Here is a 24,419-nt window from a genome sequence, read left to right on the forward strand (position 1 = left end):
TTCCTCACGGCGACGTTGGGGACGGGCGGGCTCGCTCGGGCGACACCCACGGCGTTCCCCCGAACTTACCGAAGAGTAGATAAGCGCGCGGCGAAGTGGAACACCTCAGACCGTCGCGTACGGCGCAGCGCAACGGTCGAGCGCGTCGGCGAGGTCGGTGGTGACCGCGAGACCGTCGAGTGCGCGTTGCGCGACGAAGCCGGTGTCGACCATCGACCCGAGCCAGCCGAGCAGGCCGTCGAAGTGGCCCGTGGGATCGAGCAGGACGACCGGCTTGTCATGCATACCGAGATACCCCGCGGTCCACGTCTCGAACAGTTCCTCGAGGGTTCCGATGCCGCCGGGCAGGGTCAGGAAGGCGTTGGCGCGGTCCTCCATGATGCGTTTGCGCTCGCGCATCGTCTCGGTGACGATCAACTCGTCGGCGTCGACGTCCGCGACCTCGCGGTGCACGAGTGCCTTCGGAATGACCCCGATCGTGTGCGCGCCGGCCGCGCGGGCCGCGTCGGCGACCGCGCCCATCATCGATACGTTGCCGCCGCCGGAGACCAGCTGCCAGCCCCGTCGGCCTATCTCGGTACCGACAGCGGCGGCGAGTTCGAGGAACTTCTGGTCGACAGGGCCCGACGCGCAGTACACACAGACCGACAGAGCTTCGGTTACCATCCACTCCCGTTTCCGTACAGTTCGTTCTCGTCCTCGCCGCGATGCGCCTCGAGGATGATGTCCACCGTCTCCTCGACGCTGTCGGTGACGAAGAGCAGGTCGAGGTCGGCGGGCGAGATCTTGCCGCCGCGGACCAGGGTCTCGCGCAGCCAGCCCACCAGACCGTTCCAGTACTCCGAACCGAACAGCACGATCGGGAACTGCGTGATCTTGCTGGTCTGCACGAGGGTCAGTGCCTCGAACAGCTCGTCGAGCGTCCCGAAACCCCCGGGCAGGCACACGAACGCCTGCGAGTACTTCACGAACATCGTCTTGCGCGCGAAGAAGTACCGGAAGTTCAGGCCGAGATCGACCCACTCGTTGAGGCCCTGTTCGAAGGGCAGCTCGATCCCCAGTCCGATCGACAGTCCCCCGGCCTCGCTGGCACCGCGGTTGGCCGCCTCCATCGCGCCCGGACCGCCACCGGTGACGACGGCGTATCCGGCGTGGACGAGTGCGGCGCCGAGCTCGCGGCCGATCTCGTACTCCTCGTGACCGGCCGGGGTGCGCGCCGATCCGAAGACGGTGACGGCGCGGGGCACCTCGGCGAGCGCACCGAAGCCTTCGACGAACTCGCTCTGGATCCGCAGCACACGCCACGGATCGGTGTGCACCCAGTCGGACGGGCCGCGGCGATCGAGCAGCCGCTGGTCCATCGTCGTCGCCTCGCGGGCGAGAGAGCCGCGCAGTTGCACCGGGCCCTGGTGCACGACCTCGCGCCGGGAGCCGCGTTCGGAGGAGGAGTTGTCGCCGGACATGGCGGCCACGTTATCGGGTGAGATAGGAGCGCAGAACGGAGGTCACCTCGGTGATCCGCCCGACCTCGACGTGCTCGTCGCGCTTGTGCGCGAGGTTCGGGTCGCCCGGCCCGTAGTTGACGGCCGGAATCCCCAGCGCGGCGAACCGCGAGACGTCGGTCCAGCCGTACTTGGCCCGGAACTTCCCGCCCGCGGCCTCGACGAGCGCCGCCGCGGCCGGGTTCGACAGTCCGGGCAGCGCGCCGGGTGACATGTCGGTGAGTTCCATCGAGATCGCGAGACCGTCGAAGACCTCGCGGACGTGCGCGAGTGCGTCGTCGGGGCTGCGATCCGGGGCGAACCGGAAGTTCACGTCGAGCGCAGCGGCGTCGGGCACCACGTTGCCGGCGACACCGCCCTCGATGTGCACGGCCGACAGTCCTTCCCGGTACACACAACCGTCGATGTCGACCGACCGTGCCTCGTAGCGGGCCAGACGGTCGAGCACGGGAGCGAGCTTGTGGATCGCGTTGTCGCCGAGCCAGGAGCGCGCCGAATGCGCCCGCACACCGTCGGTCGTGATGCGCACCCGCAGGGTGCCCTGGCAACCGGCCTCGATCTCACCCGAGGTGGGTTCGCCGAGGATCGCGACGTCCGCGTCGAGCCAGTCGCGCAGTTCGGTCTCGATCCGTCCGAGCCCGTTGTACGCGGCCGCGATCTCCTCGCAGTCGTACATCACGATCGTCAGGTCGTGAGCGAGATCGGTGACGGTCGCCGCGAGGTGCAGGAAGACGGCGTCGCCGGCCTTCATGTCGGAGGTGCCGCAGCCCCACATCAGGTCGCCGTCGCGCCGCGACGGCACGTTGTCGGCGATCGGGACGGTGTCGAGGTGGCCGGCGAGCATCACACGGCTGCCGAGTCCGCGGTTCGTCCGCGCCAGGACACAGTTGCCGTTGCGCACGACCTCGAAGCCGTCGGTCTGCTCGCGCAGGGCCGTCTCCACGGCGTCGGCGATGAGCGTCTCGTTCTGCGACACGCTCGGGATGTCGACGAGCGCGGCGGTCAGTTCGACGGGGTCGGCGTGCAGGTCCAGCTGCGGTACGGGCATACCTGCACGATACGAAACGCGCCTGTTCCTCAGACCCCGCACACGATTTTCTCAGGGGGGACACAGGCGCAGGACCGCCTCGCGTACGCTTCTCACCCGTGAGTGCACACGGAGCATCAGCAGTAGGCATCGCGAACATCACGGAGGACGGGACCGTCCTCGACACGTGGTACCCGGCACCCGCCCTCGGCGAGCCGAGCGAAACCGGAACGACGCGACTCGAGGGCACGGACATCCCGTCCGATCTCGCCCTGCTCGCCGGTCACGACGAGGCGCGCGAGGTCCAGCAGGTCGTGGTGCGCACCGACATCGCGGACCTGTCGAAGCCGCCCGTCGACACTCACGACGTCTACCTGCGCCTGCACCTGCTGTCGCACCGTCTCGTCCAGCCGCACGGGCTCAGCCTCGACGGCATCTTCGGCATGCTCGCGAACGTCGTGTGGACCAACTACGGCCCGTGCTCGCTCGAGAACTTCGAGACCGTGCGCTCCCGTCTGCGTATCCGCGGACCGGTGACAGTCTTCGGTGTCGACAAGTTCCCCCGCATGGTCGACTACGTCGTTCCGGCCGGTGTCCGCATCGCCGACGCCGACCGCGTCCGCCTCGGTGCGCACCTCGCGTCCGGCACCACCGTGATGCACGAGGGCTTCGTCAACTTCAACGCCGGCACGCTCGGCAACTCGATGGTCGAGGGCCGCATCTCCGCGGGTGTCGTCGTCGACGACGGTTCCGACGTCGGTGGAGGCGCCTCGATCATGGGCACCCTCTCCGGTGGCGGCAAGGAGGTCATCTCCGTCGGCAAGCGCTGCCTGCTCGGTGCGAACGCGGGCGTGGGCATCTCGCTCGGCGACGACTGCATCGTCGAGGCCGGCCTGTACGTCACCGCCGGTACCAAGGTCACCGGACCTGACGGCACCGTCGTCAAGGCCGCGACCCTCAGCGGCGCGTCCAACCTCCTGCTGCGACGCAACTCGGTGAGCGGCGCGGTCGAGGTCGTGCCGAACAAGGGCAGCGGAGTCGAACTGAACGCGGCTCTGCACGCCAACGACTGACTCTGCACCCACAACAGATTCGGAACCGAGAAACTGTGAGTGAAACCCAGCGGCCCGCGTCCGAGGCCGAACATCTCGGGAGCGGCCTGAAGGTCCGCCATCTGACCATGATGGGACTCGGCTCCGCCATCGGCGCGGGCCTGTTCCTCGGTTCCGGAGTGGGTATCGCCGCAGCCGGTCCTGCCATCATCGTCTCGTACCTGCTCGCCGGCGTGATGATCATCTTCGTGATGCGCATGCTCGGCGAGATGGGTGCCGCGCTGCCGGTGAGCGGTTCGTTCTCGCACTACGCGCGCATCGGAATCGGCCGCTGGGCCGGATTCAGCATGGGGTGGCTGTACTGGTTCATGCTGATCATGGTGCTCGGTGTCGAGATCACCGGTGCCTCCGCGATCGTGCAGTCGTGGCTGCCGGGCGTACCCCAATGGGTGGTCGCGCTGGTGTTCGTCACCTTCTTCGCGGTGGTCAATCTGGCGAGGGTCGCCAACTTCGGTGAGTTCGAGTTCTGGTTCGCGGCACTGAAGGTCGCGGTCATCCTCGGGTTCCTGGTGATCGGCATCCTGCTCGTGTTCGGTCTGCTTCCGGGCACCGAACCCGTCGGCACCACGCACCTGCTCGGCGACGGCGACGGTTTCGCGCCCAACGGGATCGCCGGTGTCGCGGCCGGTCTGCTCGCGGTGGCCTTCGCGTTCGGCGGCATCGAGATCGTCACGATCGCCGCGGCCGAATCGAAGGATCCGGAACGGTCCATCGCGACGGCCGTGCGCAGTGTCGTCTGGCGGATCTCGGTCTTCTACCTCGGGTCGATCTCGATCATGGTGCTCGTGCTGCCGTGGACCGCGGCGAGCGGTGAGACCTCCCCGTTCGTCTCGGTGCTCGACATCGCCGGCATCCCCTACGTGTCCGGCTTCATGGAACTCGTCGTGGTGATCGCGCTGCTGTCGGCGTTCAACGCCAACGTCTACGGCACCTCCCGCATGGCCTACTCGCTGGCACGCGGCGGCGACGGACCGGCCTGGCTCAGTAAGCTCACCCACCACGGAGTGCCCCGCAACGCGGTGCTCGTCTCGGTGTTCTTCGGCTTCGTCAGCGTGTGGCTCAACTGGCTGCTGCCCGACACCATCCTCGGGATCCTGCTCAACGCGGTCGGATCGGCGCTCATCGCGATCTGGTTGTTCATCGTCGTCTCGCATCTGCGACTGCGCCGCAAGTTCGAGCGCGAAGGCACCATCCGCCTGCGCATGTGGCTGTTCCCCTATCTCAGCTGGTTCACGCTCGCGATGCTCATCGGCTTCATCGTGCTGATGCTGTCCGACAGCGCGGCCCGGGTCCAGCTCGCGTCGACCTTCGTGCTGTTCCTGATCATCACGGCGCTCGGCTTGCTCTGGCACCGCACCCACGACGACAAGACGGTCAGCCACCCGTCCGATCGGCCAGCGCAGTGAGCACCAGCTCGGTGATGTCGAGCGGATCGCTCGTCCGGTAGCTCACCCCTCCGGTCGCCGCGGCGATCTGCTCGAGGGTTGCGGTGTCCACGTCCTCACCGAGTCCGATCGTCACGATTCGTACCGGCCTGGACGGATCGTTCTCGTTCGAGAGGACCGCGAGCAGTTCGTCCTTCGACATCGCGGAACCGTTGTCGGCGCCGTCGGTCACCACGACGACACTGTTGGCCGCGCGCGGATCGTAGCTGTCCTGCACGTACCGGAAGGCCGCGAGGATCGTGTCGTAGAGCGCGGTGGTCTCGTCGGCCGTACCGGCCATCTGCGCGACGAGCGAGGTGAGCAGGTCGCGTTGGGTACCGTCGTCCACCACCGCATCGAAGCGCCGGATCGGTGCCGCCATGATGTAGTCCCCCGTTGCCTCGGCGCGGTCGTTCGGCAATGTGGCGTAGTCGCTCACTCCCCCACCGAAGAACCACAGGCCCGCTGAGACGTTCCCGGGCAGGACCTCGTTGGCGGCGGTCGCGGCGCGCCGGACCAGTTCGATCCGACTCTCGTCGCCGAGATTACGGTTCATCGACGCGGAGACGTCCACCGCGAACACGGTGCGCACGGGAAGCGCCTGCAACGCCCACACGTTCATCGCCTCCTCGGCGACGGTCTCGTCGTCGAGTTCGAGCACCGGCACCGCTCCCACACCGCGGCCGTCGGGCAGGGGTCGTCCGCCTCCGTCCCGGAAGCCGTGACGGGTCAGCCTGTCGAGTCCTTCGGACGTGTGCAGCGCGTCGGTCAGCGCCGTGGCGGCCGCCGCCGCGGCGTCGTGCCGTTCTCCGCGCGCCGTCACGACCACCGGATAGTCCACGAGCAGCGTCCCGGTGGCGGGTACCTCGATGCCCAGTTCGCGCTTGTGGACGCTGCGATAGGTCTCGACCTGCTGTTCGGTGCTCACCACCGTCCCACCATCGGCGACGGTCTCCTCGAGCAAGGTCGATCCGGTAGGTACCTCCTCGTCGCGAACCCCCTCCCGCTCGGCGAGCGGCGCCATGACGGGACGGACCGTGCCCATCGCGACGGGATCGTCGGCGGCCTCGGCCAGCACGGCGCGGATGGCACCTGCCGCGGGACCGGAGCGCAATGGATTGCCGAAGACGAGACCGGGATCGGACAGGGCCTCCTGCCAGTCGGCCGCCGGTTCGACGGTGCCCGGCGCACCCGCGATCACGAGCGGCGTGGTGGCCAGCGGTGTCGACACCGTGCGCACCGGGCCCGTGGCGGTCTCACCCGCCCACGACGCCCACCAACCGCCCGCCGGGAGCCACAGGTCGGGAACGTCGTCGGTCGCCAGTCGCGCCGACACCTCCCCCGGTTCCTGTTCGACGACCTCGAACTCCGTACATCCGGATACCGAGGTCCCCTCGATCACCGGTGCGAGGTCGGCGGTGACCGCCACGGTGTAGTGCTCGGAGTCGTCGCACCCACTCCGCCGCTCCACGAACAGGAAGGCGACGGATCCGGCCGCGAGGACGAGGATCACGGCGACGACAAACCAGCGCGCCCGACCCCCGCCCGGCCGTGCATCCCCACTCACGCCGCCACGACGGCTCGGCGGACCCGACTCGGACGGTCCGAACTCCCCCGCCATGCGTCGGCCCCCTCGTGCTCACTCCGGGTGACGCCCCTCGGTCGCCCGAGACCGATGATATAGACCGGCACGCCTCGGGAAGCCGAATCCGACGCGATATCAGCCCTGTTCGGAGCTCTCCAGTTCGAGTCGTCGAGCGATCAGCGCCGCCTGCAGCTGGCGCAGTCCGGAGGGCCGGGTGGGGTCGAATCCGGTGAGTTGCGCGACCCGCTTGAGGCGGTAGTCGACAGTGTTCGCGTGGACGTGCAGGGTCTTGGCCGTGAGCTGGCGGCTCAGGTCGTGGGCGATGTGCGTTTCCAGCGTCTCGACGAGTTCGGGTGATTCGTCGAGCGGGTCGAGGACGCGTGCGAGGTGACGGCGCGCCGGTCCGGGCCGCGTGAGCTGGTACTCGAGGGCCAGATCCTGCATACCGTAGGCCCCGACCGCACGGCCGAGCCGTCGCACCAGATCGAGCAGTTCGTGGGCCTGCTTCGCCGCGGTGGGCACCTCCCGGACGGGGGCGTGGACGAGAGCGATCGTGACGGACACGCCCGCGACGGTCTCGATGCGCTGCCGGAATTCCTCGATCGCCTCGGTCGAGGGCGATTCGGGGAGCAGGACGGTGCCGCCCTCGGGGCCGAGCATCGCGAGGTGGCGGCCCTCGCAGATCGCCTCGAGTTCGGTCTCGACCCGGCGCAGGGTGCGCCGCGCGACGACCTCCGGCCGCACGTGCGGATTGCGTTCGTCGGGATGTCGGGTGAGCGAGACCGCGAGCACGGTGTAGGTGTCGGCGAGCACCAACCCGGAGCGTTGCGCCACGGCCGCGGCGTCCTGCCCGCTCAGCAGCGCGGCGACCAGTTCCTGCGCGGCGACGTCGCGTTCACGGCGGATGGCGTCGAGTTCGGCGACGAAACCGGTGGTCGCGGCGACGGTGACCTTCTCGAGCAGCGCCATCCACAGGCGGGACGCGTCGGCGACGGAGGAGACATCGCCCTCCCGGGCCCGATCGGTGACCAGCTCCCACCCGAGACGGATGCCTTCGTGATAGATCCGGAGCATGTATTCGAGCCGGAAGCCGGCGCGGGCCCACTGGGCTGCGCTGCTGCGCAGGTCGGCGAGTTCCGCGTCGGAGGGTAGTTCTCCGGAGTCGAGGAGATGGATCGCGATGCGCAGGCAGCGCACGGTGACCTCGGTGACGTCACCGCGCAGCGATTCGCCCGGTCGCAGCGAACACGGCGCCACGTTGTCGGCGAAGTGCGCCACGAGTTTGCGAGCCACGGCAGGCAGATCGCGCAGCGGAACGGACGCGGGCTTCCCGTCCACCAGGAAGAGCGGAGCGTTGTCACCGTCCCCCCGACGATCGTGCCCGGTCACCCGGACCTGATCCGTTACAGACATCCCTCGAACCCCCATCGAAGTGAGTAGATCTACATACGGTGCAGTAGAGAATCCGCCTCGCAGTGTGACACATGCAACCCCTGTGACCGATTTTCCACGAAGTTCCGGTGACAGGAACCTGCCCGCGGGCGCTCCCCACCGACCCTGTCAGCCCAGTTTCTTCTTCTGCACCTTGCCCATCGCATTGCGTGGAAGGTCACCCACCACACGCACCTCCCGGGGCCGCTTGTGCACGGAAAGCTGTTGTGCGACAAGGTCGATCAGTTCCTACCCGTCGACTTGGGGGCCGTCGGCGGCGGGCACCACGAACGCGACGATCCGTTGACCGAGGTCGTCGTCGGGCAGGCCCACCACGGCCACCTCCCGCACCGCGGGATGACCGAGCAGAACGGTCTCGATCTCCCCCGCACCCACCCGGAACCCACCGGTCTTGATCAGATCGGTCGACTCGCGACCCACGATGCGGTGGAATCCGCCCTCGTCGACGGCCGCCACATCGCCGGTGACGAACCATCCGTCCTCGGTCCACGCGGCCGCGGTGGCCTCCGGCCTGTTCAGGTAGCCGTCGAAGAGCATCGGTCCACGCACCTGCAAGACGCCGATGCTCTCCCCGTCGTGGGGCACGTCGCGGCCCTGCTCGTCGCGCAGGCGCGTCTCGACCCGGGCCACCGGCGTGCCGACCCAGCCGGGACGGCGCTCGCCGTCGACGCGCGTGCTGAGCGTCAGCATCGTCTCGCTCATGCCGTAGCGCTCGATCGGAACCAGTCCCGTGAGCTCACGCAGTCGTTCGAAGACCGGCACCGGCAGCGGCGCGCTGCCGGAGACGAGCAGTCGCGCGCCGCTGAGCGCGCGGGCGGAGTCCTCGTCCTCGACGACGCGTGTCCACACCGTCGGCACCCCGAAGTAGAGGGATCCCTGCGCTTCGGCGTAGGCCTGCGGAGTGGGCTTCCCCGTGTGGATCAGCCGGCTGCCCACCCGCAGGGCTCCGACCACACCGAGCACGAGTCCGTGCACGTGGAACAGCGGCAGCCCGTGGACGAGCGTGTCGCGCTCGGTCCAGGCCCACGCCTCGGCGAGCGCGTCGATGCCCGCGGCGATCGCCCGGCGGCTCAGCAGCACACCCTTCGGAGCGCCGGTGGTCCCGGAGGTGTAGAGCACGAACGCGATTCGCGCCGGGTTCGGCTCGGGCAGGTGGTGCCAGTCGCGGGCGTGCAGGCGGACCGGCAGGCTCGGCAACTGCGGAACGTCGGGATGCTGCACCTCCGGCGCCGGACCGAGCCAGGCCTGCGCGTCCGAGTCCGTCAGGATGTGGGCGAGTTCGGCGGGCCCCGAGTCCGGTGGCACCGGCACCACGGTCGTCCCGGCGAGCAGGGCACCGGTCACGGCGACGACGGTGGTCGCGCTCGGAGTCGCGAGCACGGCCACCCGATCGGCGCGCGCCACCCGCGCCGCGACGGCGGTGGCCGCGCCGAGCAGATCGCTGCGGGAGAAGGTGTGGCCGTCGATACGGACGACGTCCGGGAGATCGTCGCCCCGCGCGACGGCCAGCGGATTCAGCGAACGAAGCAGTGCAGACACGACAGCCACGATTCCATATCGATGCCGCAGCCTCGCGGGGGCGGTCGGGTGTGGCGGTCAGGTGTGGATGCCGCCGCGCGCCGCGGATATCGATGTCCGCGCCAGATGTGCCGGGGGAAGCACGGTGGCCAGGACCGCGCCCAGCAGCATTCCGACGAGGACGGCCACGCCGTGCGCATCGCCCGCGATCACGAGGACCACACCGAGAAGGAAGGTCGCCGCGGAGGCGACGAGCAGCGAGCGTGTCGCTCCGACGACCGGCCACAGTCCCGCGAGAGTCGCGGCCGCCGCGAGCGTCGCGCCGGTTGTTCCCGCGCCGTCGGACGGGAAGACGAAGGTGGTGAACAACCCCCACAGCACCTGGCCGACCAGGAACAACCCGAGTGCGCGGTACCACCCCCACACCCGCACGATCGCGATGGCGACCACCGCGAGCAACAGCAGGTTCACGACGGTGAGGAGCACGCCGCCGTCCTCGATCAGACCTGCGGTGAGGACACGCCACCACTCCCCCGAGTCCCGGGTGCGGACCGGCTGCCGCCGGAAGGCGTCGAGCAGTCCCGGGAAGACCAGTGGCGCGAGCGAGGCCACCGCGACCACCGACCACAGGATCGTCGCCGCGACCGGCGGAGGCCACCAGAACGATCGCGTCGTCGCGTGCGCGGAACTTCCCGCATGGGAGCGTGACGCGCTCACCGCAGCGATGGCCACCACGGCGACGTAGAGCACCCACAGCAGCGGATCCTCACCGGACGAACTCACGGGGCCAATCTACCGGCGAGCTGCTCGCTGAGCGGTGCGTCGGCGCGCTCTATCGGCGCAGTCGGGCAGCGGCGGCGTCGATGGCGTCGTCGGTCGCGGTGAGCGCGATCCGGACGTGCAGGACACCTCCGGGACCGTAGAACTCGCCGGGTGCGACGAGGATGCCGCGGTCGGCGAACCAGTCGACGGTCGCGCGGCATCCCTCACCGCGCGTCGCCCACAGGTACAGGCCCGCCTCCGAATGGTCGACGGTGAAGCCGGCGCCGCGCACGGCCTCGAGGAGCACCTCGCGACGCTTGCGGTACTTCTCGCGCTGCGCGTTCTCGTGTTCGTCGTCGTTCAGTGCCGCGGTCATCGCGGCCTGGATCGGCAGCGGCAGCATCATGCCGGAGTGCTTACGGACCTCGAGCAGGTCGGCGACGAGGTCGGCGTCGCCGGTGACGAAACCGGCCCGGTAGCTCGCGAGATTGGAGGTCTTCGACAGCGAGTGCACCGCGAGGAGGTTGGTGTGGTCGCCCCCGCACACGTTCGGGTGCAGGATCGACAGGGCCTCACACTCCCAGGTGAGCCCGAGATAACACTCGTCGGAGACGACGATCGCGTTGCGGCTGCGCGCCCAGTCGACGACCTTGCGCAGGTGGTCGGGTCCGAGCACCTTGCCGGTGGGGTTCGACGGCGAGTTCACGAAGACCAGCGACGCGACCTCGGGGCCGAGGCGGGTCAGCCCGTCGGCGCGGATGATGCGGGCACCGGCGAGCAGCCCGCCCACCTCGTAGGTCGGGTACGCCAGTTCGGGGATCACGACGAGATCGTCGGCACCGAGGCCGAGCAGCGACGGCAGCCAGGCGATCATCTCCTTGGTGCCGATCGCCGGCAGGATCGCCGAGTCGTCGAGACCGGTGATGCCGTAGCGACGTTCGAGCGCACCCACGGCCGCCCGCCGCAGTTCGGCGGTGCCGTGCGTGGTCGGGTAGCCCGGCTCCTCCGCGACGGAGACGAGCGCCTCCCGGATCACGGGGGCGACCGGGTCGACCGGTGTGCCCACCGACAGGTTGACGATGCCGTCGGGATGCGCCGCTGCCTTCGCCTTCGCGTCGGTCAGGGAATCCCAGGGGAAGTCCGGCAGGCTCTTCGCCACCGAACGGCGGACACGCGTGCTCACGAAAGTTCCACCGGTCCGTTCGTCACTCTTCGCCCATGGGAGGGAGATTCTTGACGAACGGCGGGTCGTAGTCGACCTTGCCGAGCTTCGCGGCGCCACCGGGCGAGCCGAGATCGTTGAAGAAGTCGACGTTGGCCTTGACGTACTCGGACCACTCGTCCGGGACGTCGTCCTCGTAGAAGATCGCTTCGACGGGGCACACGGGCTCGCACGCACCGCAGTCGACGCACTCGTCGGGGTGGATGTACAGCATGCGACCGCCCTCGTAGATGCAGTCGACGGGGCACTCCTCGATGCATGCCTTGTCCAACACGTCCACGCACGGTTCCGCAATCGTGTACGTCACTGCTGTTCTCCCTGCCTCTCTGTAAGCCCGCCGACCTGCGCGGTCTCGCCCGAGCGGGCACCCTCGGCGCCCACGGTCCTCCAGTATCCCCCGTGCCCGTGCCACACACCGGAGTAAGGGTCCCCTACTTCAGAGTGCAGACCGTCGAGGCGGGTCAGCCCGCGGTGACCGGGAGCTCGATCGGCGTGTACGCGGTGGTCCGTTGGCGCGCCGGCCGCCCGATGCCCTCGGCGATCGCGACCAGTTCGGCGACGGTCTTCTCCGAACCGTGCTGCGAGCCCGCCATGCGCGAGATCGTCTCCTCCATGAGCGTGCCGCCGAGATCGTTCGCCCCGCCCTCGAGCATGGCCTGCGTCCCGGCGACACCCAGCTTGACCCAGCTGGTCTGGATGTTGTCGATCCGGCCGTGCAGCATGACCCGGGCGAGGGCGTGCGCGGCACGGTTGTCGCGCATGGTCGGGCCGGGACGCGACGCGCCGGCCAGATACAGCGGCGACGACTGGTGCACGAAGGGCAACAGCACGAACTCGGTGAATCCGCCCGTGCGGTCCTGGATCCCGCGGATCACCTCGAGGTGGCCGACCCAGTGGTGCGGCTGGTCGACGTGCCCGTACATCATCGTCGAGCTCGATCGCAGGCCCACCTCGTGCGCGGTGGTCACCACCTCGATCCACTCGGCGGTCGGGAGCTTGCCCTTCGTGAGCACCCACCGCACCTCGTCGTCGAGGATCTCCGCGGCGGTGCCCGGGATGGTGTCGAGCCCGGCCTCACGCAGTTCGGTGAGCCAGTCCCGGATCGACGTGCCGCTGCGCGCGACACCGTTGACGATCTCCATCGGCGAGAACGCGTGGACGTGCATCGACGGCACCCGCGCCTTGACGGCGCGGACGAGATCGGCGTAGCCGGTCACCGGCAGTTCCGGATCGATACCGCCCTGCATGCACACCTCGGTGGCGCCGGCGACGTGCGCCTCCCACGCCCGGTCGGCGACCTCGCTCGCCGAGAGGGTGAACGCGTCGGCGTCGCCCTTGCGCTGCGCGAAGGCGCAGAACCGGCAGCCGGTGTAGCAGATGTTGGTGAAGTTGATGTTCCGGTTGACGACATAGGTGACGTCGTCGCCGACGGTGTCGCGGCGCAGCTGGTCGGCGAGCGCCACGAGTGCTTCGAGACCGGCGCCGTCGGCGTTGGCGAGGGCGATGTACTCCGCTTCGGTGCAACCGCCCGGATCCCGTTCCGCGGAGCGCAGCGCCGAGAGCACGTCGCTGTCGAGCCGCACCGGTGCGGAGGCGCCCAGCTCGAGCACCTGTTCGCGGACGGTCTCCCAGTCGCCGAAAGCGCTCCCGAGATCGGACCGGTGCTCGGTGTTGCGTCCGGTCACGTCGATCTCGGAGTTCAGATCGACGCGACCCGACGACTCCCAGTCGATGTCGGGTTCCTGCCAGGGCAGTCCGGACGGGATCACCTCGCGCGCGAGGCCCGTGGCCGGATCGGCGAGGGCGTGCACGTGCGCGGTGATGCGCGGATCGATCCACGGCTGCCCGGCGAGCACGTACTTCGGCTGCGCGGCGATCCGCTCGGTGAGCTCGAAGCCGGCCTCGGAGCTCAGGCGCGCCAGGGTGTCGAGATTCGGCCAGGGCCGTTCGGGGTTGACGTGATCGGGCGTCAACGGCGAGACACCACCCCAGTCGTCGACACCCGCCCCGAGCAGCGCGCGGCACTCGTCGAGCGAGACGAGATTCGGCGGGGCCTGGATGCGCATTCCCGGCCCGAGGACGAGCCGCGCAACGGCGATCGCGGCGAGGAACTCGCCGAGATCGGCGTCGTCGTGCTCGCGCATCGCGGTGTCGTCCTTGGCGCGGAAGTTCTGGACGATTACTTCCTGGATATGACCGAATGCCTTGTGCGACTTACGGATCGCGTGGATCGATTCGGCACGCTCGGTGAAGTCCTCACCGATGCCGACGAGGATGCCGGTGGTGAACGGCACCGCGAGTCGGCCCGCATCGGTGAGCACCCGCAGCCGCACCGCCGGATCCTTGTCGGGGCTGCCGTAGTGGCACTGCCCCTTCTCGGTGAACAACCGTTCGGAGGTGGTCTCGAGCATCATGCCCATCGACGGGGCGACCGGCTTCAGCCGCGAGATCTCGGCCCAGCTCATCACCCCGGGATTGAGGTGCGGCAGCAGACCGGTCTCCTCGAGGACGCGGATCGCCATCGCTCGCACGTAGTCGAGGGTGGAATCGTAGCCGCGCTCGTCGAGCCACTGCTTCGCTTCGGGCCACCGGTCCTCGGGCCGGTCGCCGAGTGTGAACAAGGCTTCCTTGCAACCCAGTTCGGCTCCCTGACGGGCGATCTCGAGGATCTCGTCGGGTTCGAGATACATGCCGTGACCCTCGGCGCGGAGCTTGCCGGGGACGGTGACGAAGGTGCAGTAGTGGCATCGGTCCCGGCACAGCCGGGTGATGGGGACGAAGACCTTGCGCGAATAGGTGACCGTGCCGGGTCGACCCTCCGCGAGAAGGCCGGCATCGCGCACCCGCGCCGCCGACGCACAGAGATCCTCGAGATCGGCACCCCGGGCCTGCAGCAGGACCGCCACTTCGTCGACGTTCAGTGCGACCCCGTCGCGAGCCCGGCGCAACGCTCGACGCATTCCCGAGGGAGTCGCCGTGGATCGGTGCGCAGCGCCGGGACGCACGGTGGGGGTCGGGAGCATCGCGGACTGCGGGGTGTCGTCTGCGGAATCGGTCATGGGCCCGATCATGCGCCTACGAGCACCCCCATGCCACTTCGGGGTCTATCCGCGCGGGTAGTCGTCGTCCGCCGGGACTTCGCGGGACTGCTCGTAGGTGTCTGCCGGGTCGGCTTCGAGGGGCACGTCCGAAGGCAGGTCGTCGGCAGGATCGTCGTAGACGGGAATGGCCTGCTCGAGCCGGTCGGCCTCGGAATCGTTGTCGGACTGGATCTCGATGCCGAGCGCATTCGACTCCGTCATTGCGATCTCCTCCTGATAGGGCCCGATCGTGAGATCGGATCGGGCGAGTCCGGCCGGGTTCTACGGATCCCAGCCTAGCGTGGAACCGGACACGGGGCCCGATGGAGCAGGAGGTGCGGGTGGAGGACGACGAGAGTTCGCCGGCGGGGTCGGCCGACAACACGGCAGCGACGAGCGTGGTGATGAGGGAACCGTCGTGGCGGCCGAGCCCGAAGGCGCGTGTGCTGTGGGCCGTGAGTGCAGCGCTGATGTGGTTGCCGCTGGTCGTCGCGCAGGTCGTGTGGGTGCTCGTCACGCCGGTGGGCGCCGGGTGGCACGTCGCCGCCGCGGCCGCGACCGTCGTCCTCGGTGGACTGCACGTCGCGGTGGTGCCGGTCTGGCGATACCGCGTCCATCGCTGGGAGATGGACGAGACCGCGGTCTACACGCGTTCGGGTTGGTGGACGCAGGAGCACCGCATCGCACCGATCTCCCGGATCCAGACCGTCGACACCGAGCGTGGACCGCTCGACCGGTGGCTCGGCCTGACCACCGTCACCGTCACCACCGCCTCGGCGGCGGGTGCGGTGGAGATCGTCGGGCTCGACAGCAGGGTCGCCGACGAGACCGTCGCTCGCCTGACCGCACTCGCGGCGAGCTCGGAGACGGACGCGACATGAACGACGCCGTCGTGGCCGGGACGGACGAGGAGGTGCCGTGGTCGCGTCTCGATCGCCGGATGCTGCTGATCCACCCGATCGAGGAGATCCTGCGCCTGCTGCCCGTCCTCGCAGGCTCGTTCGTCATCGGGTCCACCAGCGGCAATCCCGTGTGGGGCCTCGCGGCGACGGGCGTGCTCGTGCTGGTCGGTCTGCTGCGCTGGTTCACCACCACCTACCGCGTAGGACCAGAGCACGTCGAACTCCGCCGCGGCCTGCTGCAACGACGCGAGTTGTCGATCCCCCGCAGCCGCATCCGGTCGGTGGACGTCGAGCAACGCCTCCTGCATCGCGTGCTGGGCCTCGCGGTCGTGAAGATCGGCACGGGTCAGAGCGGGGGCGCCGATCGCAACCGGTTCGAACTCAACGGCCTTCCGATCGCAGCAGTCCCCGAGCTCCGTGCCGTTCTCCTGAGGGGTGGGCAGCAGGACGACGTGCCGGCCGAGACGACCTCGACCGCTGCCGTCACCGAGCGTCAGCTGGCGCGATTCGACCCGGCCTGGGTGCGCTACGCGCCGTTCTCCACGACGGGACTGCTCGCCGTCGCGGCCGTCGCCGGTGCCGCCTTCCAGTTCGGGCTCGGCCGGTCGATCGCCGAATCGCAGGTCGTCCGCCGCGCGGTGGAGACCGCGGAAGACCTCGGCCTGGTGGTCGCGCTCGTGATCCTCGTGCTGGTCGTCGTGCTCGTCGCCAGCCCGGCCGCGTGCGTGCGGTACTTGCTGCTCTACGGCGATCTGCGGGTGACCGACGACCAACGGGTCCTGCGCATCGCGCACGGCCTGCTCACGACCCGTCACACCACCCTCGACCGGGCGCGGCTGCGCGGGATCGCGCTGCACGAACCGCTGGCGCTGCGGCTCGTCGGCGCCGCACGGCTCGACGCCGTCATGACGGGCAGGACCGCGCAACAGGGCGGTTCGTCACTGGTCCTGCCGTCGGCGCCCGACGGGGAGGTCCGGCGGGTCGCGGCCGAGGTGCTCACCGGGGGGCTGCCGCTCGACGTTCCGCTGCGCAGTCACGGTCCCCGTGCCCGTCGTCGCCGCTACACGCGGACGCTGTGGCCGGTGGCCGTCGTGGTCGCCGCCGGGCTCGTCGCCCTGACCGTCACCGACCGGCACGTGCCGTTCGCCGTGATCGCCACGGTGGTCGTGGTGCTGGTCGCGGGGGCGTGCGCGCTGGCGCAGGACCGCTACCGGGGTCTCGGCCACGCCGTCGTCGACGGACATCTCGTCGCCCGCAGCGGTTCGATCGACCGGCAGCGCATCTGTCTCGATGCGGACGGTGTGATCGGCTGGACGGTGCGGCAGACCTTCTTCCAGCGCCGTGTCGGTCTCGCGACCGTCGTCGCGGCGACGCCGGCGGGTGCGGGACGCTACGAGGTGATCGACATCCCCGTGGACGAGGCGTGGGCGCTTGTCCAGAAGGTCACACCGGGTATGGGAGAAGCATGGATCGACCGATGAAGCCGACATCCGGCAAAGGCCCCCTGCACGGCACTCCCCCGGCGACGCTGGCCGAGCTCGACGACGCGCTCGTCGACTGCCACGCGTGTCCGCGGCTGGTCGCATGGCGTGAGCAGGTCGCGCGGGAGAAACGAGCGGCCTTCCGCGACGAGGAGTACTGGGGCCGGCCCGTCCCGGGCTTCGGCCCGGCCGATGCGTCCCTGCTGATCGTCGGGCTGGCGCCCGCCGCGCACGGCGGGAACCGCACAGGACGGATGTTCACGGGCGACCGGTCGGGCGACGTGCTGTACGCGGCCCTGTACGACGCGGGACTGGCGTCGCAACCGACCGCGACGCACATCGGCGACGGCCTCGAACTGTTCGGCACGCGCATCACGTCGCCGGTGCACTGCGCGCCACCGGCCAATCGCCCCACGGTCGTCGAACGCGACACCTGCCGGCACTGGCTCGAACAGGAACTCGACCTGCTCTCCCCCACGCTGAGGTCGGTCGTCGTGCTCGGCGGGTTCGGTTGGCAGGCATTACTGCCGGTCCTGTCGGCGGCGGGGTGGACGATTCCGGTTCCCCGCCCCAAGTTCGGGCACGGCGCACATGTGCTGCTCGCTGCCACCGAGGCGCGGGAGCACCCGTTGCACCTGTTCGGTTGCTATCACGTCAGCCAGCAGAACACCTTCACCGGCCGGTTGACGAAGGAGATGGTGACCGAGGTGCTCAGGGACGCGGCGCGGGCTGCGTCCCTCCCACTGCCTGGGTGATCTCCCTGATGCGGGCCGAGAACAGGTAGCCGCCGGCGGGGGCGAGCGCGGCCACGGGCAGCAGCAGGGTCCGCCAGTCGCCGAGCGCGAGCTGGTCGCCGCCCGGACCGCCCACGAGGCAGACGAGGAAGACGACGGCCCAGGCCAGCAGCGGCAGGGTCGCGCTGCGCAGGGATCCGGTCTCGGCGCGGAGGGCCATCACCAGCAGCAGGTTGACGAGGCCGGCCAGCAGGATGGTGATCGGGAAGGGCACTCCGGCGATGTACACGCCGAGATAGAAGACCGACAACAGGGCGCACAGCGCACCGTCGAGCACGAGCAGCGCGACGAGCCCCCGGCGGGGTTGGACGTCCACCGGTGACGCGAGGGGTGCAGCGGTTGCTGGATCGACCGTCATGCTTCGATGGTGCGCTACCGGACGCGCCCGAGCACAACCGGGGTCCGCGGAACCATCCGCGACCCACGCACGGGACGTCAGGGAACCGGCGGGTATCCGAGCATGGTGAGCAGCGCGCTCTGCTGGTCGGCGAAGGAGTACAGAGCGTGCCAGTAGTCGGCCCGGATCTCGTCGGCGTACGGCCTCAACGACTCCACGAACGCGACGATCTGGTTCTGGACGGACCAGTTGTACATCGACAACCCCCTGACGGTGTGCCTGCGTGGTACGCGAGGCCGGGTGACGCGAACCACCCACAGCCTCGTTGATGACTCGGGTCACACTAGCCGATGCCGGAGAAGAGGTCGTCCTCTCGTCCCGTGGAGTCGGTCAGGCCGAGCTGCCCGCGCACGAGCACGAAGTGCTCCTGGTCGAAGACGGGCTGGGCGACGAGGTTGGAGAGCACGAACTGCTCGCCGTCCTCCGCGACCAGCACCTGGGTCGTGTGCGCGGCCATCGCGGTCCGCTTCGCGTCGAGAACCGAGCGGACGTCGACGACGGTGGTGACCTCGTCGTCGGGCACGCTCGGCAGTTCGCCGGCCTCCGGTCGGCGCCAGCCGTCGGGCAGCGTGCCCATGGCGGCGATGCCGCGTTCGAGCGCGGACCGTTCGGCGACGGTCCAGTACACCTTCGCGGGGGTCCACGCCGCCCCGGCGGACGGATAGTCCTCGGTGCCGGCCGCTTCGACGGCCGCGGTCACCCGTTCGTGCACCGCGATGTGGTCGGGATGCCCGTAGCCACCGAACGGGTCGTAGGTGACGACCACGTGCGGACGCGTCTCGCGGATCACGGCGACGAGCGTCTCGATCGCCTCGTCGCGGTCGGCGTTGACCCAGGCGCGAGGATTGTCGGCGGACGGGGTGCCCGCCATCCCGGAGTCGCGCCAGTGCCCGGCACCGCCGAGAAAACGCGGTCGCTCGACGCCGAGCGCGTCGAGCGCCCGGGTGAGTTCGAGGATGCGGTATCCGCCGAGCTGATCGGCGCGGTCGGCGGTGAGCTGGGCCCACTCGTCGCCGATCACTTCGCCCTCCTCACCGAGCGTGCAGGTCACGACGGTGACCTCGGCGCCCTCGGCGACGTACCGGGCGATGGTGCCGCCGGTGGTGAGGGTTTCGTCGTCGGGATGGGCGTGGACGAGCAGAAGTCGTCGATCCGCAACGTCGGGGAGAGCTCCCGGAGCATCGGTCACGGTGTGGTCCTTCCCCACAGATGGGCGTCGCCGAGAATACCGGTGGCGACGGCGGCTGTCAGCGAGACGTTCTCGACGCCCGGACCGGCGGCGACAACGGCCCGGTCCTGCAGGATCGGCAGATTCACCGCGAGATCCCACAGCCTGGCCTGCGCGTCGGCGACGACCTTCGCCGGGTCGGTGGTGCCGTTCAGTGCAGCGAGCAGATCGGGTTCGAGACCGGGATCGCACGCACCCGAGAGGTTGCTCGGAGCCTCGAGCTGCGCTGCGAGCGCATCCTCACGTTCCTCGACGTCGTCCTCGTCGAGCGTGGTGGTCGCGGGGTCCGACGACTGTGCCGCCTCCGCCGTCCCGGGGGCGTCGGGCTGCGCCGGGAGGTCGGACTCGGGCACGGTCGGCAGGTCCTCCCCCGCCACGGTGGGTGCTGCGGCCACCGGGACGCATCCGAATCGGGACAGCGCGGCGGTGGCGGGGTCTCCACCGGCACGCATCCAGCCGACGACCGCGTGCACGGTGCCCTCGACGAGGGCTTCGCCGTACAGCTCGTCGGGGGGAAGTTCGTCGACCGATGCGTCGATCCCGGCGCCACGCCACAGGTCGACGGCGGTGCGTGCGACGGCGCGGGCGGTCTCGTCACCCTCCGGCACGCCCACGACCAGCGTCAACGGCACGCCGGCCCGGGCCAGGGTGCCCTCGGGCAGGGCCGGCCCGTCGGGGGTTCTCGGTCCGGGAGTCGCGCTCGTCGGCGCCGCCGTCTCGGATGCCCCCGTCTCCGGTGCAGCGGCCTCCGGCGCTTCGGGGCCGGGTGCGCCGGGGTCCGTCGGCACCGGGGGCACGGCAGGCGGGACGGGTAGATATCCGGCCTCGGCGAGACGTCCGAGGGCCTGCTCCCGGGACAGACGCGCCGGCATCGTGTCGGTGTATCCCGGATCGGACGGCGCGAGCACCTGGGCCCGCGCCCGCACGACCCCGGTGCTGTTGGCCGTGGCGACAAGTCCGAGCAGCTCGGGGTCGAGCAGGTCGAGCATGCCTCGCCGGACGACCGGGTCGGCGAGTTCGGCGGTGCGCGTGTTGAGGGTCAGATCGAGGGTGCGCGGCTGGAGCTGGACGCCGGTCCGCACACCCGGCACGGCGGCGAGCTGCGCCTCGAGAGCGACACCGCCCGCGCTCTGGACCACTTGGGCGTCGTCGCTGCGCACCGATTCGGTCACCTGGGCGTCGGTGCCGGCGCGGCGCATGATCAGTTCGTCGGGTCCGGCCGGGGTGCCCCAGAACCGGTCGTTGCGTTCGAGCAGCACCTCGGCGCGCCCCCGATCGACGTTGTCGACGTGGAATCGCGCGCCGGACACGGGAATCGTCTCGGACAGGCCGGTGGAAAAGCCACCCGGAGTGTCCTTGACCAGGTGCGCGGGCAAGAGATTCGTGAACAGTTCGCGCCAGGCCGGATACGGCTCGCGCAGGGTGACGGTGACAATCTTGCCTCCGCCCGACGATCGGATGTCGTCGATGAGGCGGTAGCCGGCAGGATCGACGACGCCGGGCTGGGTGATCATCTGCCGCCACAGATACCGGAAGTCCTCGGCAACGATCGGCGCTCCGTCCGACCACTGGGCCTCGTCGCGCAGGCGGTAGGTGATGGTGAACGGCGCCTCGTCGGTGACCTCCGCGGACAGCAGCAGCGAGTCGTCCGGAACCCACAGTGCTGCAGCGGGATTCTCCGGATCGGGCACGGCCCGGAAGGCACTCGGGAGCACGAGTTCGGCAACGGCGTTCGCGACGGGCGACTGGTCTGCGAGCAGGTGGGGGTTGAAGCCCGAACCGACCTCGTCGATCGCGACCACCACCGTGCTGCGCTTCGGAGCGGGAGCCGGGGTCGTGGTCGGCTCTGTCTGCTCGATGGGCGGCGGCGGGTCGGCGGTGCAACCGGTGAGGACCAGCGCAGCCACGGCCAGGCCGGCCGTCGCCCCGATCAGTCGGCGACGAGCGCGCGTACGCGACACTCGGGCTCCTTCCGTGAGGCAGGTGGTACGTGGGTGGCCCCGGCCAGCATGCGCTCGCCGGGGCCACCCCACACCTGGACTACTTGTTACGGGCCTTCTCCCGCGACCGCGCACGCGCACGGTCGGTCTGCGAGAGGTGCAGCTTGCGCACGCGCACGTCCTCCGGCGTGACCTCGACGCACTCGTCCGCAGCACAGAACTCGAGCGCTGCCTCGAGGGTCAGCTCGATCGGCTTGGCGAGGGTCTCCATCACGTCGGCGGTCGAAGAGCGCATGTTGGTGAGCTTCTTCTCGCGGGTGACGTTGATGTCGAGGTCCTCGGCGCGCGGGTTGATGCCCACGACGTGGCCCTCGTAGGTGTCGCTGCCCGGTTCGACGAAGAAGGTGCCGCGGTCGGCGAGCTGGATCATCGCGAACGGGGTGACCGAGCCTGCACGGTCGGAGACGAGCGAACCCGTGTGGCGGGCGCGGATCTCGCCGGCCCACGGCGCGTAACCGTGGAAGATGGCGTTGGAAATGCCGGTGCCGCGGGTCTCCGTGAGGAAGTCGGTACGGAAACCGATCAGACCGCGCGACGGGATGATGAACTCCATACGAACCCAGCCGGTGCCCTGGTTGGTCATCTGGACCATCTTGCCCTTGCGGTTCGCGAGCAGCTGGGTGATGGCGCCGAGGTGCTCCTCGGGGCTGTCGATGGTCAGCTCCTCGTAGGGCTCGTGGAGCTTGCCGTCGATGGTGCGGGTGACCACCTGCGGCTTGCCGACGGTCAGCTCGAAGCCTTCACGGCGCATCTGCTCGACGAGGATGGCGAGGGCGAGTTCGCCTCGGCCCTGCACCTCCCACGCGTCGGGGCGTCCGATGTCGAGGACGCGCAGCGAGACGTTGCCGACGAGCTCGGAGTCGAGCCGCGTCTTCACCATGCGAGCGGTGAGCTTGTGGCCCTTGACCCGGCCGACGAGCGGCGAGGTGTTGGTGCCGATGACCATCGAGATGGCCGGCTCGTCGACGGTGATGCGCGGCAGCGCCACCGGGTTCTCCGGATCGGCGAGCGTGTCGCCGATCATGATCTCCGGGATGCCGGCCACGGCGACGATATCGCCGGCGACCGCGGCCTCGCCCGGCTGCCGCTCGACACCGACGGTCTTGAGCAGCTCGGTGATCTTGACGTTCTTGACGCCGTCGGCGTGCATCCACGCGACGGTCTGGCCCTTGCGCAGCTCACCCTGGTGGATGCGCAGCAGCGCGAGACGACCGAGGAACTCGGAGGCGTCGAGGTTGGTGACGTGGGCCTGCAGCGGCGCCGACGGATCACCCTTGGGTGCGGGGATGCACTCCATGAGGACCTCGAAGAGCTCGTCGAGGTTCTCGGCGTCGGGGACCTGGCCGTTCTCGGGCTGCTTCTTCGAGGCCTTGCCCTCACGACCGGAGGCGTAGAGGACGGGCAGCTCGAGGGCGAGCTCGGCGGCTTCGGCGGCCTCGTCGTCGAGGTCGGACGCGAGGTCGAGCAGCAGGGTCTGGCTCTCCTCGACGACCTCGGCGATGCGGGCGTCCGGGCGGTCGGTCTTGTTGACCACGAGGATCACCGGCAGCGACGCGGCGAGCGCCTTGCGGAGCACGAAGCGGGTCTGCGGCAGCGGGCCCTCGGAGGAGTCGACCAGCAGGACGACGCCGTCGACCATGGACAGGCCGCGCTCGACCTCACCGCCGAAGTCGGCGTGGCCGGGGGTGTCGATGACGTTGATGACAGTGACGGTGCCGTCCGGGTGGTGACGGTGCACCGCGGTGTTCTTCGCGAGAATGGTGATGCCCTTCTCGCGCTCGAGGTCGCCCGAGTCCATGACCCGGTCGACGAGTTCCGCACGTTCGGCGAACGCGCCCGACTGGCGCAACATGGCGTCGACGAGAGTGGTCTTTCCATGGTCGACGTGCGCCACGATGGCGACGTTCCGAAAATCAGCGGTGCTCACGCGATAGCTCTCCTGGCTGTAGTCCGGCCACACGGCACTGGACCCGGTCGGCACCTCGCCCGTACGGCGTTCGTCTCGATGGCCGCGACGCGAGATTGCGAGCTACCTGCCCCGTCCGATTCTCGGCGTGCAGGCACTGCGGCCGTCAATACACTTTACAGGCCGTTCGTCGGTCGCCGCTTCTACCTCATCAGATACCCGCAGGTCGGCGACGATCGGGGTGACGCTCGACACTCCCCCAGGAGACGTAACCGCCGAATCCGGCACCACATGCACCCCCTGGGTCCACGAGTAAGGGGATGCTAACCTTCGCCCGCCGGTGATTCGCCGCGCGCAGGACCGTGGAAGGCAGGCGGGACGTATGGGGAAGGTGAAGGCGAGCAAGGTCGCAGGCCTGAAGCCGAAGAAGAAGTGCTGCCGCAAGAAGACGCGGTGCCTCAAATGCCCCGTCGTCGTCATGCGCATGAAGTAGGTCGAGAACGACGGGCTCAGCAAGAAGGAACTGCGCAAGTATCTCGACAAGGCCCGCGCCGCCTGACCACCAGGCATGCGCCGTATGACCTCAGCGCCGCAGATGTTCGCGTAGATCGGGAATCCACGCACGATCGGCCGGGACGAGATCGACCTCCCCGAGTTCGTCCGCGTCGACCCACCGCAACGCCGCGTGGTCCAGCGGCTCGGGATCACCCGAGACGAGTTCGACCCTGTAGGCACACAACTCGCGACCTCCGGCCAACGGCACCGCGACCCCCAGTCGCTCCGCACCGCGCACCTCGACACCGAGCTCTTCCCTCAGCTCCCGCACGAGCGCCGCCTCCACGCTCTCCCCCGGTTCCGCCTTGCCTCCGGGCAACTCCCACAGGCCCGCGAGGTCGACGGGCCGCGTGCGCTGGGCGAGCAGCACGCGTCCGTCCCGGATGACGGCGCCGGCCACGACGTGCCCGTCGGGCGCCGGTGTACTCGCGGACGATGTGCTTGCAGACATGACGTGCATCGTCCCAGAATG

21 protein-coding genes and 1 pseudogene are annotated in these 24,419 nt (G+C 69.6%); 5 read left to right on the plus strand and 17 right to left on the minus strand.

Annotation, left to right across the window (positions count from 1 at the left end; translation table 11 throughout):
- Positions 1-105 precede the first annotated feature (105 nt).
- From BLV31_RS19185 to dapE, 3 genes are read right to left on the minus strand one after another with little or no spacing between them, the layout of a single operon-like run.
- The gene (locus BLV31_RS19185; RefSeq protein ID WP_019288053.1) at positions 106-666 is read right to left on the minus strand and encodes an LOG family protein; all 561 of its coding nucleotides are present in this window, start codon (positions 664-666) and stop codon (positions 106-108) included.
- Positions 660-1,463 carry an LOG family protein gene (locus tag BLV31_RS19190; protein ID WP_064060673.1) on the minus strand — a complete coding sequence of 268 codons (804 nt, stop codon included), beginning with the start codon at positions 1,461-1,463 and terminating at the stop codon, positions 660-662. The genes BLV31_RS19185 and BLV31_RS19190 overlap by 7 nt, the downstream gene beginning before the upstream one ends.
- Positions 1,464-1,473: 10 nt before the next feature.
- Entirely contained in the window at positions 1,474-2,550 is a 1,077-nt protein-coding gene (gene dapE, locus BLV31_RS19195) for a succinyl-diaminopimelate desuccinylase (RefSeq protein ID WP_006550565.1), read from the minus strand.
- A 98-nt stretch (positions 2,551-2,648) separates the two neighbouring features.
- On the opposite strand from dapE, the gene dapD reads away from it, so the two are divergent.
- Both dapD and BLV31_RS19205 read left to right on the plus strand, forming a co-directional pair.
- Positions 2,649-3,602 (plus strand): 2,3,4,5-tetrahydropyridine-2,6-dicarboxylate N-succinyltransferase, encoded by a 954-nt coding sequence (gene dapD, locus BLV31_RS19200; RefSeq protein ID WP_006550566.1) that lies wholly within the window; start codon positions 2,649-2,651, stop codon positions 3,600-3,602.
- A gap of 107 nt (positions 3,603-3,709) precedes the next feature.
- Positions 3,710-5,047 carry an amino acid permease gene (locus BLV31_RS19205; RefSeq protein ID WP_220577881.1) on the plus strand — a complete coding sequence of 446 codons (1,338 nt, stop codon included), beginning with the start codon at positions 3,710-3,712 and terminating at the stop codon, positions 5,045-5,047.
- On the opposite strand, the gene BLV31_RS19210 is transcribed toward BLV31_RS19205, so the two are convergent.
- The 8 genes and pseudogenes from BLV31_RS19210 to BLV31_RS19245 form a co-directional block, all read right to left on the minus strand.
- The gene (locus BLV31_RS19210) at positions 5,016-6,632 is read right to left on the minus strand and encodes a substrate-binding domain-containing protein (protein ID WP_248846206.1); all 1,617 of its coding nucleotides are present in this window, start codon (positions 6,630-6,632) and stop codon (positions 5,016-5,018) included. The two genes, BLV31_RS19205 and BLV31_RS19210, sit on opposite strands and share 32 nt — an antisense overlap.
- Positions 6,633-6,785: 153 nt before the next feature.
- A complete protein-coding gene (locus BLV31_RS19215; RefSeq protein ID WP_006550569.1) occupies positions 6,786-8,039 on the minus strand; it encodes a PucR family transcriptional regulator in 1,254 nt (417 codons plus the stop codon).
- A 171-nt stretch (positions 8,040-8,210) separates the two neighbouring features.
- Positions 8,211-9,641: pseudogene (locus BLV31_RS19220) on the minus strand (acyl-CoA synthetase).
- 57 nt (positions 9,642-9,698) lie between these two features.
- A complete protein-coding gene (locus BLV31_RS19225; RefSeq protein ID WP_064060631.1) occupies positions 9,699-10,403 on the minus strand; it encodes a hypothetical protein in 705 nt (234 codons plus the stop codon).
- Positions 10,404-10,452: 49 nt separating this feature from the next.
- Entirely contained in the window at positions 10,453-11,565 is a 1,113-nt protein-coding gene (gene dapC, locus BLV31_RS19230) for a succinyldiaminopimelate transaminase (protein WP_217636625.1), read from the minus strand.
- A 22-nt stretch (positions 11,566-11,587) separates the two neighbouring features.
- Positions 11,588-11,911 carry a ferredoxin gene (fdxA, locus tag BLV31_RS19235; RefSeq protein WP_006550573.1) on the minus strand — a complete coding sequence of 108 codons (324 nt, stop codon included), beginning with the start codon at positions 11,909-11,911 and terminating at the stop codon, positions 11,588-11,590.
- Positions 11,912-12,065: 154 nt separating this feature from the next.
- Positions 12,066-14,663 carry a bifunctional FO biosynthesis protein CofGH gene (locus BLV31_RS19240; RefSeq protein ID WP_064060674.1) on the minus strand — a complete coding sequence of 866 codons (2,598 nt, stop codon included), beginning with the start codon at positions 14,661-14,663 and terminating at the stop codon, positions 12,066-12,068.
- Positions 14,664-14,708: 45 nt separating this feature from the next.
- Complete coding sequence (locus BLV31_RS19245; RefSeq protein WP_006550575.1) at positions 14,709-14,906, minus strand: Rv3202a family protein; 198 nt, start codon at positions 14,904-14,906, stop codon at positions 14,709-14,711.
- A 101-nt stretch (positions 14,907-15,007) separates the two neighbouring features.
- On the opposite strand from BLV31_RS19245, the gene BLV31_RS19250 reads away from it, so the two are divergent.
- The 3 genes from BLV31_RS19250 to BLV31_RS19260 are packed head-to-tail and all read left to right on the plus strand — an operon-like array spanning position 15,008 to position 17,822.
- Entirely contained in the window at positions 15,008-15,565 is a 558-nt protein-coding gene (locus BLV31_RS19250; protein ID WP_006550576.1) for a PH domain-containing protein, read from the plus strand.
- The gene (locus tag BLV31_RS19255) at positions 15,562-17,067 is read left to right on the plus strand and encodes a PH domain-containing protein (RefSeq protein WP_064060632.1); all 1,506 of its coding nucleotides are present in this window, start codon (positions 15,562-15,564) and stop codon (positions 17,065-17,067) included. The genes BLV31_RS19250 and BLV31_RS19255 overlap by 4 nt, the downstream gene beginning before the upstream one ends.
- On the plus strand, positions 17,064-17,822 hold the full coding sequence (locus BLV31_RS19260) for a uracil-DNA glycosylase (protein ID WP_019288045.1): 759 nt from the start codon (positions 17,064-17,066) through the stop codon (positions 17,820-17,822). Before BLV31_RS19255 ends, BLV31_RS19260 begins: the two co-directional genes overlap by 4 nt.
- Here BLV31_RS19260 and BLV31_RS19265 read toward each other — a convergent pair.
- From BLV31_RS19265 to BLV31_RS19285, 6 genes are all read right to left on the minus strand, one after another.
- Complete coding sequence (locus BLV31_RS19265) at positions 17,779-18,219, minus strand: hypothetical protein (protein ID WP_006550579.1); 441 nt, start codon at positions 18,217-18,219, stop codon at positions 17,779-17,781. The genes BLV31_RS19260 and BLV31_RS19265 overlap by 44 nt on opposite strands.
- Positions 18,220-18,296: 77 nt before the next feature.
- Positions 18,297-18,455: a hypothetical protein gene (locus tag BLV31_RS25085; RefSeq protein ID WP_006550580.1), complete on the minus strand. Its 159-nt coding sequence runs from the start codon at positions 18,453-18,455 to the stop codon at positions 18,297-18,299.
- 86 nt (positions 18,456-18,541) lie between these two features.
- Positions 18,542-19,465, minus strand: coding sequence for an N-acetyl-1-D-myo-inositol-2-amino-2-deoxy-alpha-D-glucopyranoside deacetylase (gene mshB / locus BLV31_RS19270; RefSeq protein WP_064060633.1), 924 nt, complete (start codon positions 19,463-19,465; stop codon positions 18,542-18,544).
- A complete protein-coding gene (locus BLV31_RS19275; RefSeq protein WP_072740537.1) occupies positions 19,444-21,447 on the minus strand; it encodes an ABC transporter family substrate-binding protein in 2,004 nt (667 codons plus the stop codon). The genes mshB and BLV31_RS19275 overlap by 22 nt, the downstream gene beginning before the upstream one ends.
- A gap of 79 nt (positions 21,448-21,526) precedes the next feature.
- Positions 21,527-23,413, minus strand: coding sequence for a translational GTPase TypA (typA, locus tag BLV31_RS19280; RefSeq protein WP_064060675.1), 1,887 nt, complete (start codon positions 23,411-23,413; stop codon positions 21,527-21,529).
- A 562-nt stretch (positions 23,414-23,975) separates the two neighbouring features.
- Positions 23,976-24,398, minus strand: coding sequence for a (deoxy)nucleoside triphosphate pyrophosphohydrolase (locus BLV31_RS19285; protein ID WP_024103420.1), 423 nt, complete (start codon positions 24,396-24,398; stop codon positions 23,976-23,978).
- Between the last annotated feature and the right edge of the window lie 21 nt (positions 24,399-24,419).

Origin of the sequence: Rhodococcus pyridinivorans (assembly GCF_900105195.1) — a bacterium.
GTDB classification, from domain to species: Bacteria; Actinomycetota; Actinomycetes; order Mycobacteriales; family Mycobacteriaceae; genus Rhodococcus; species Rhodococcus pyridinivorans.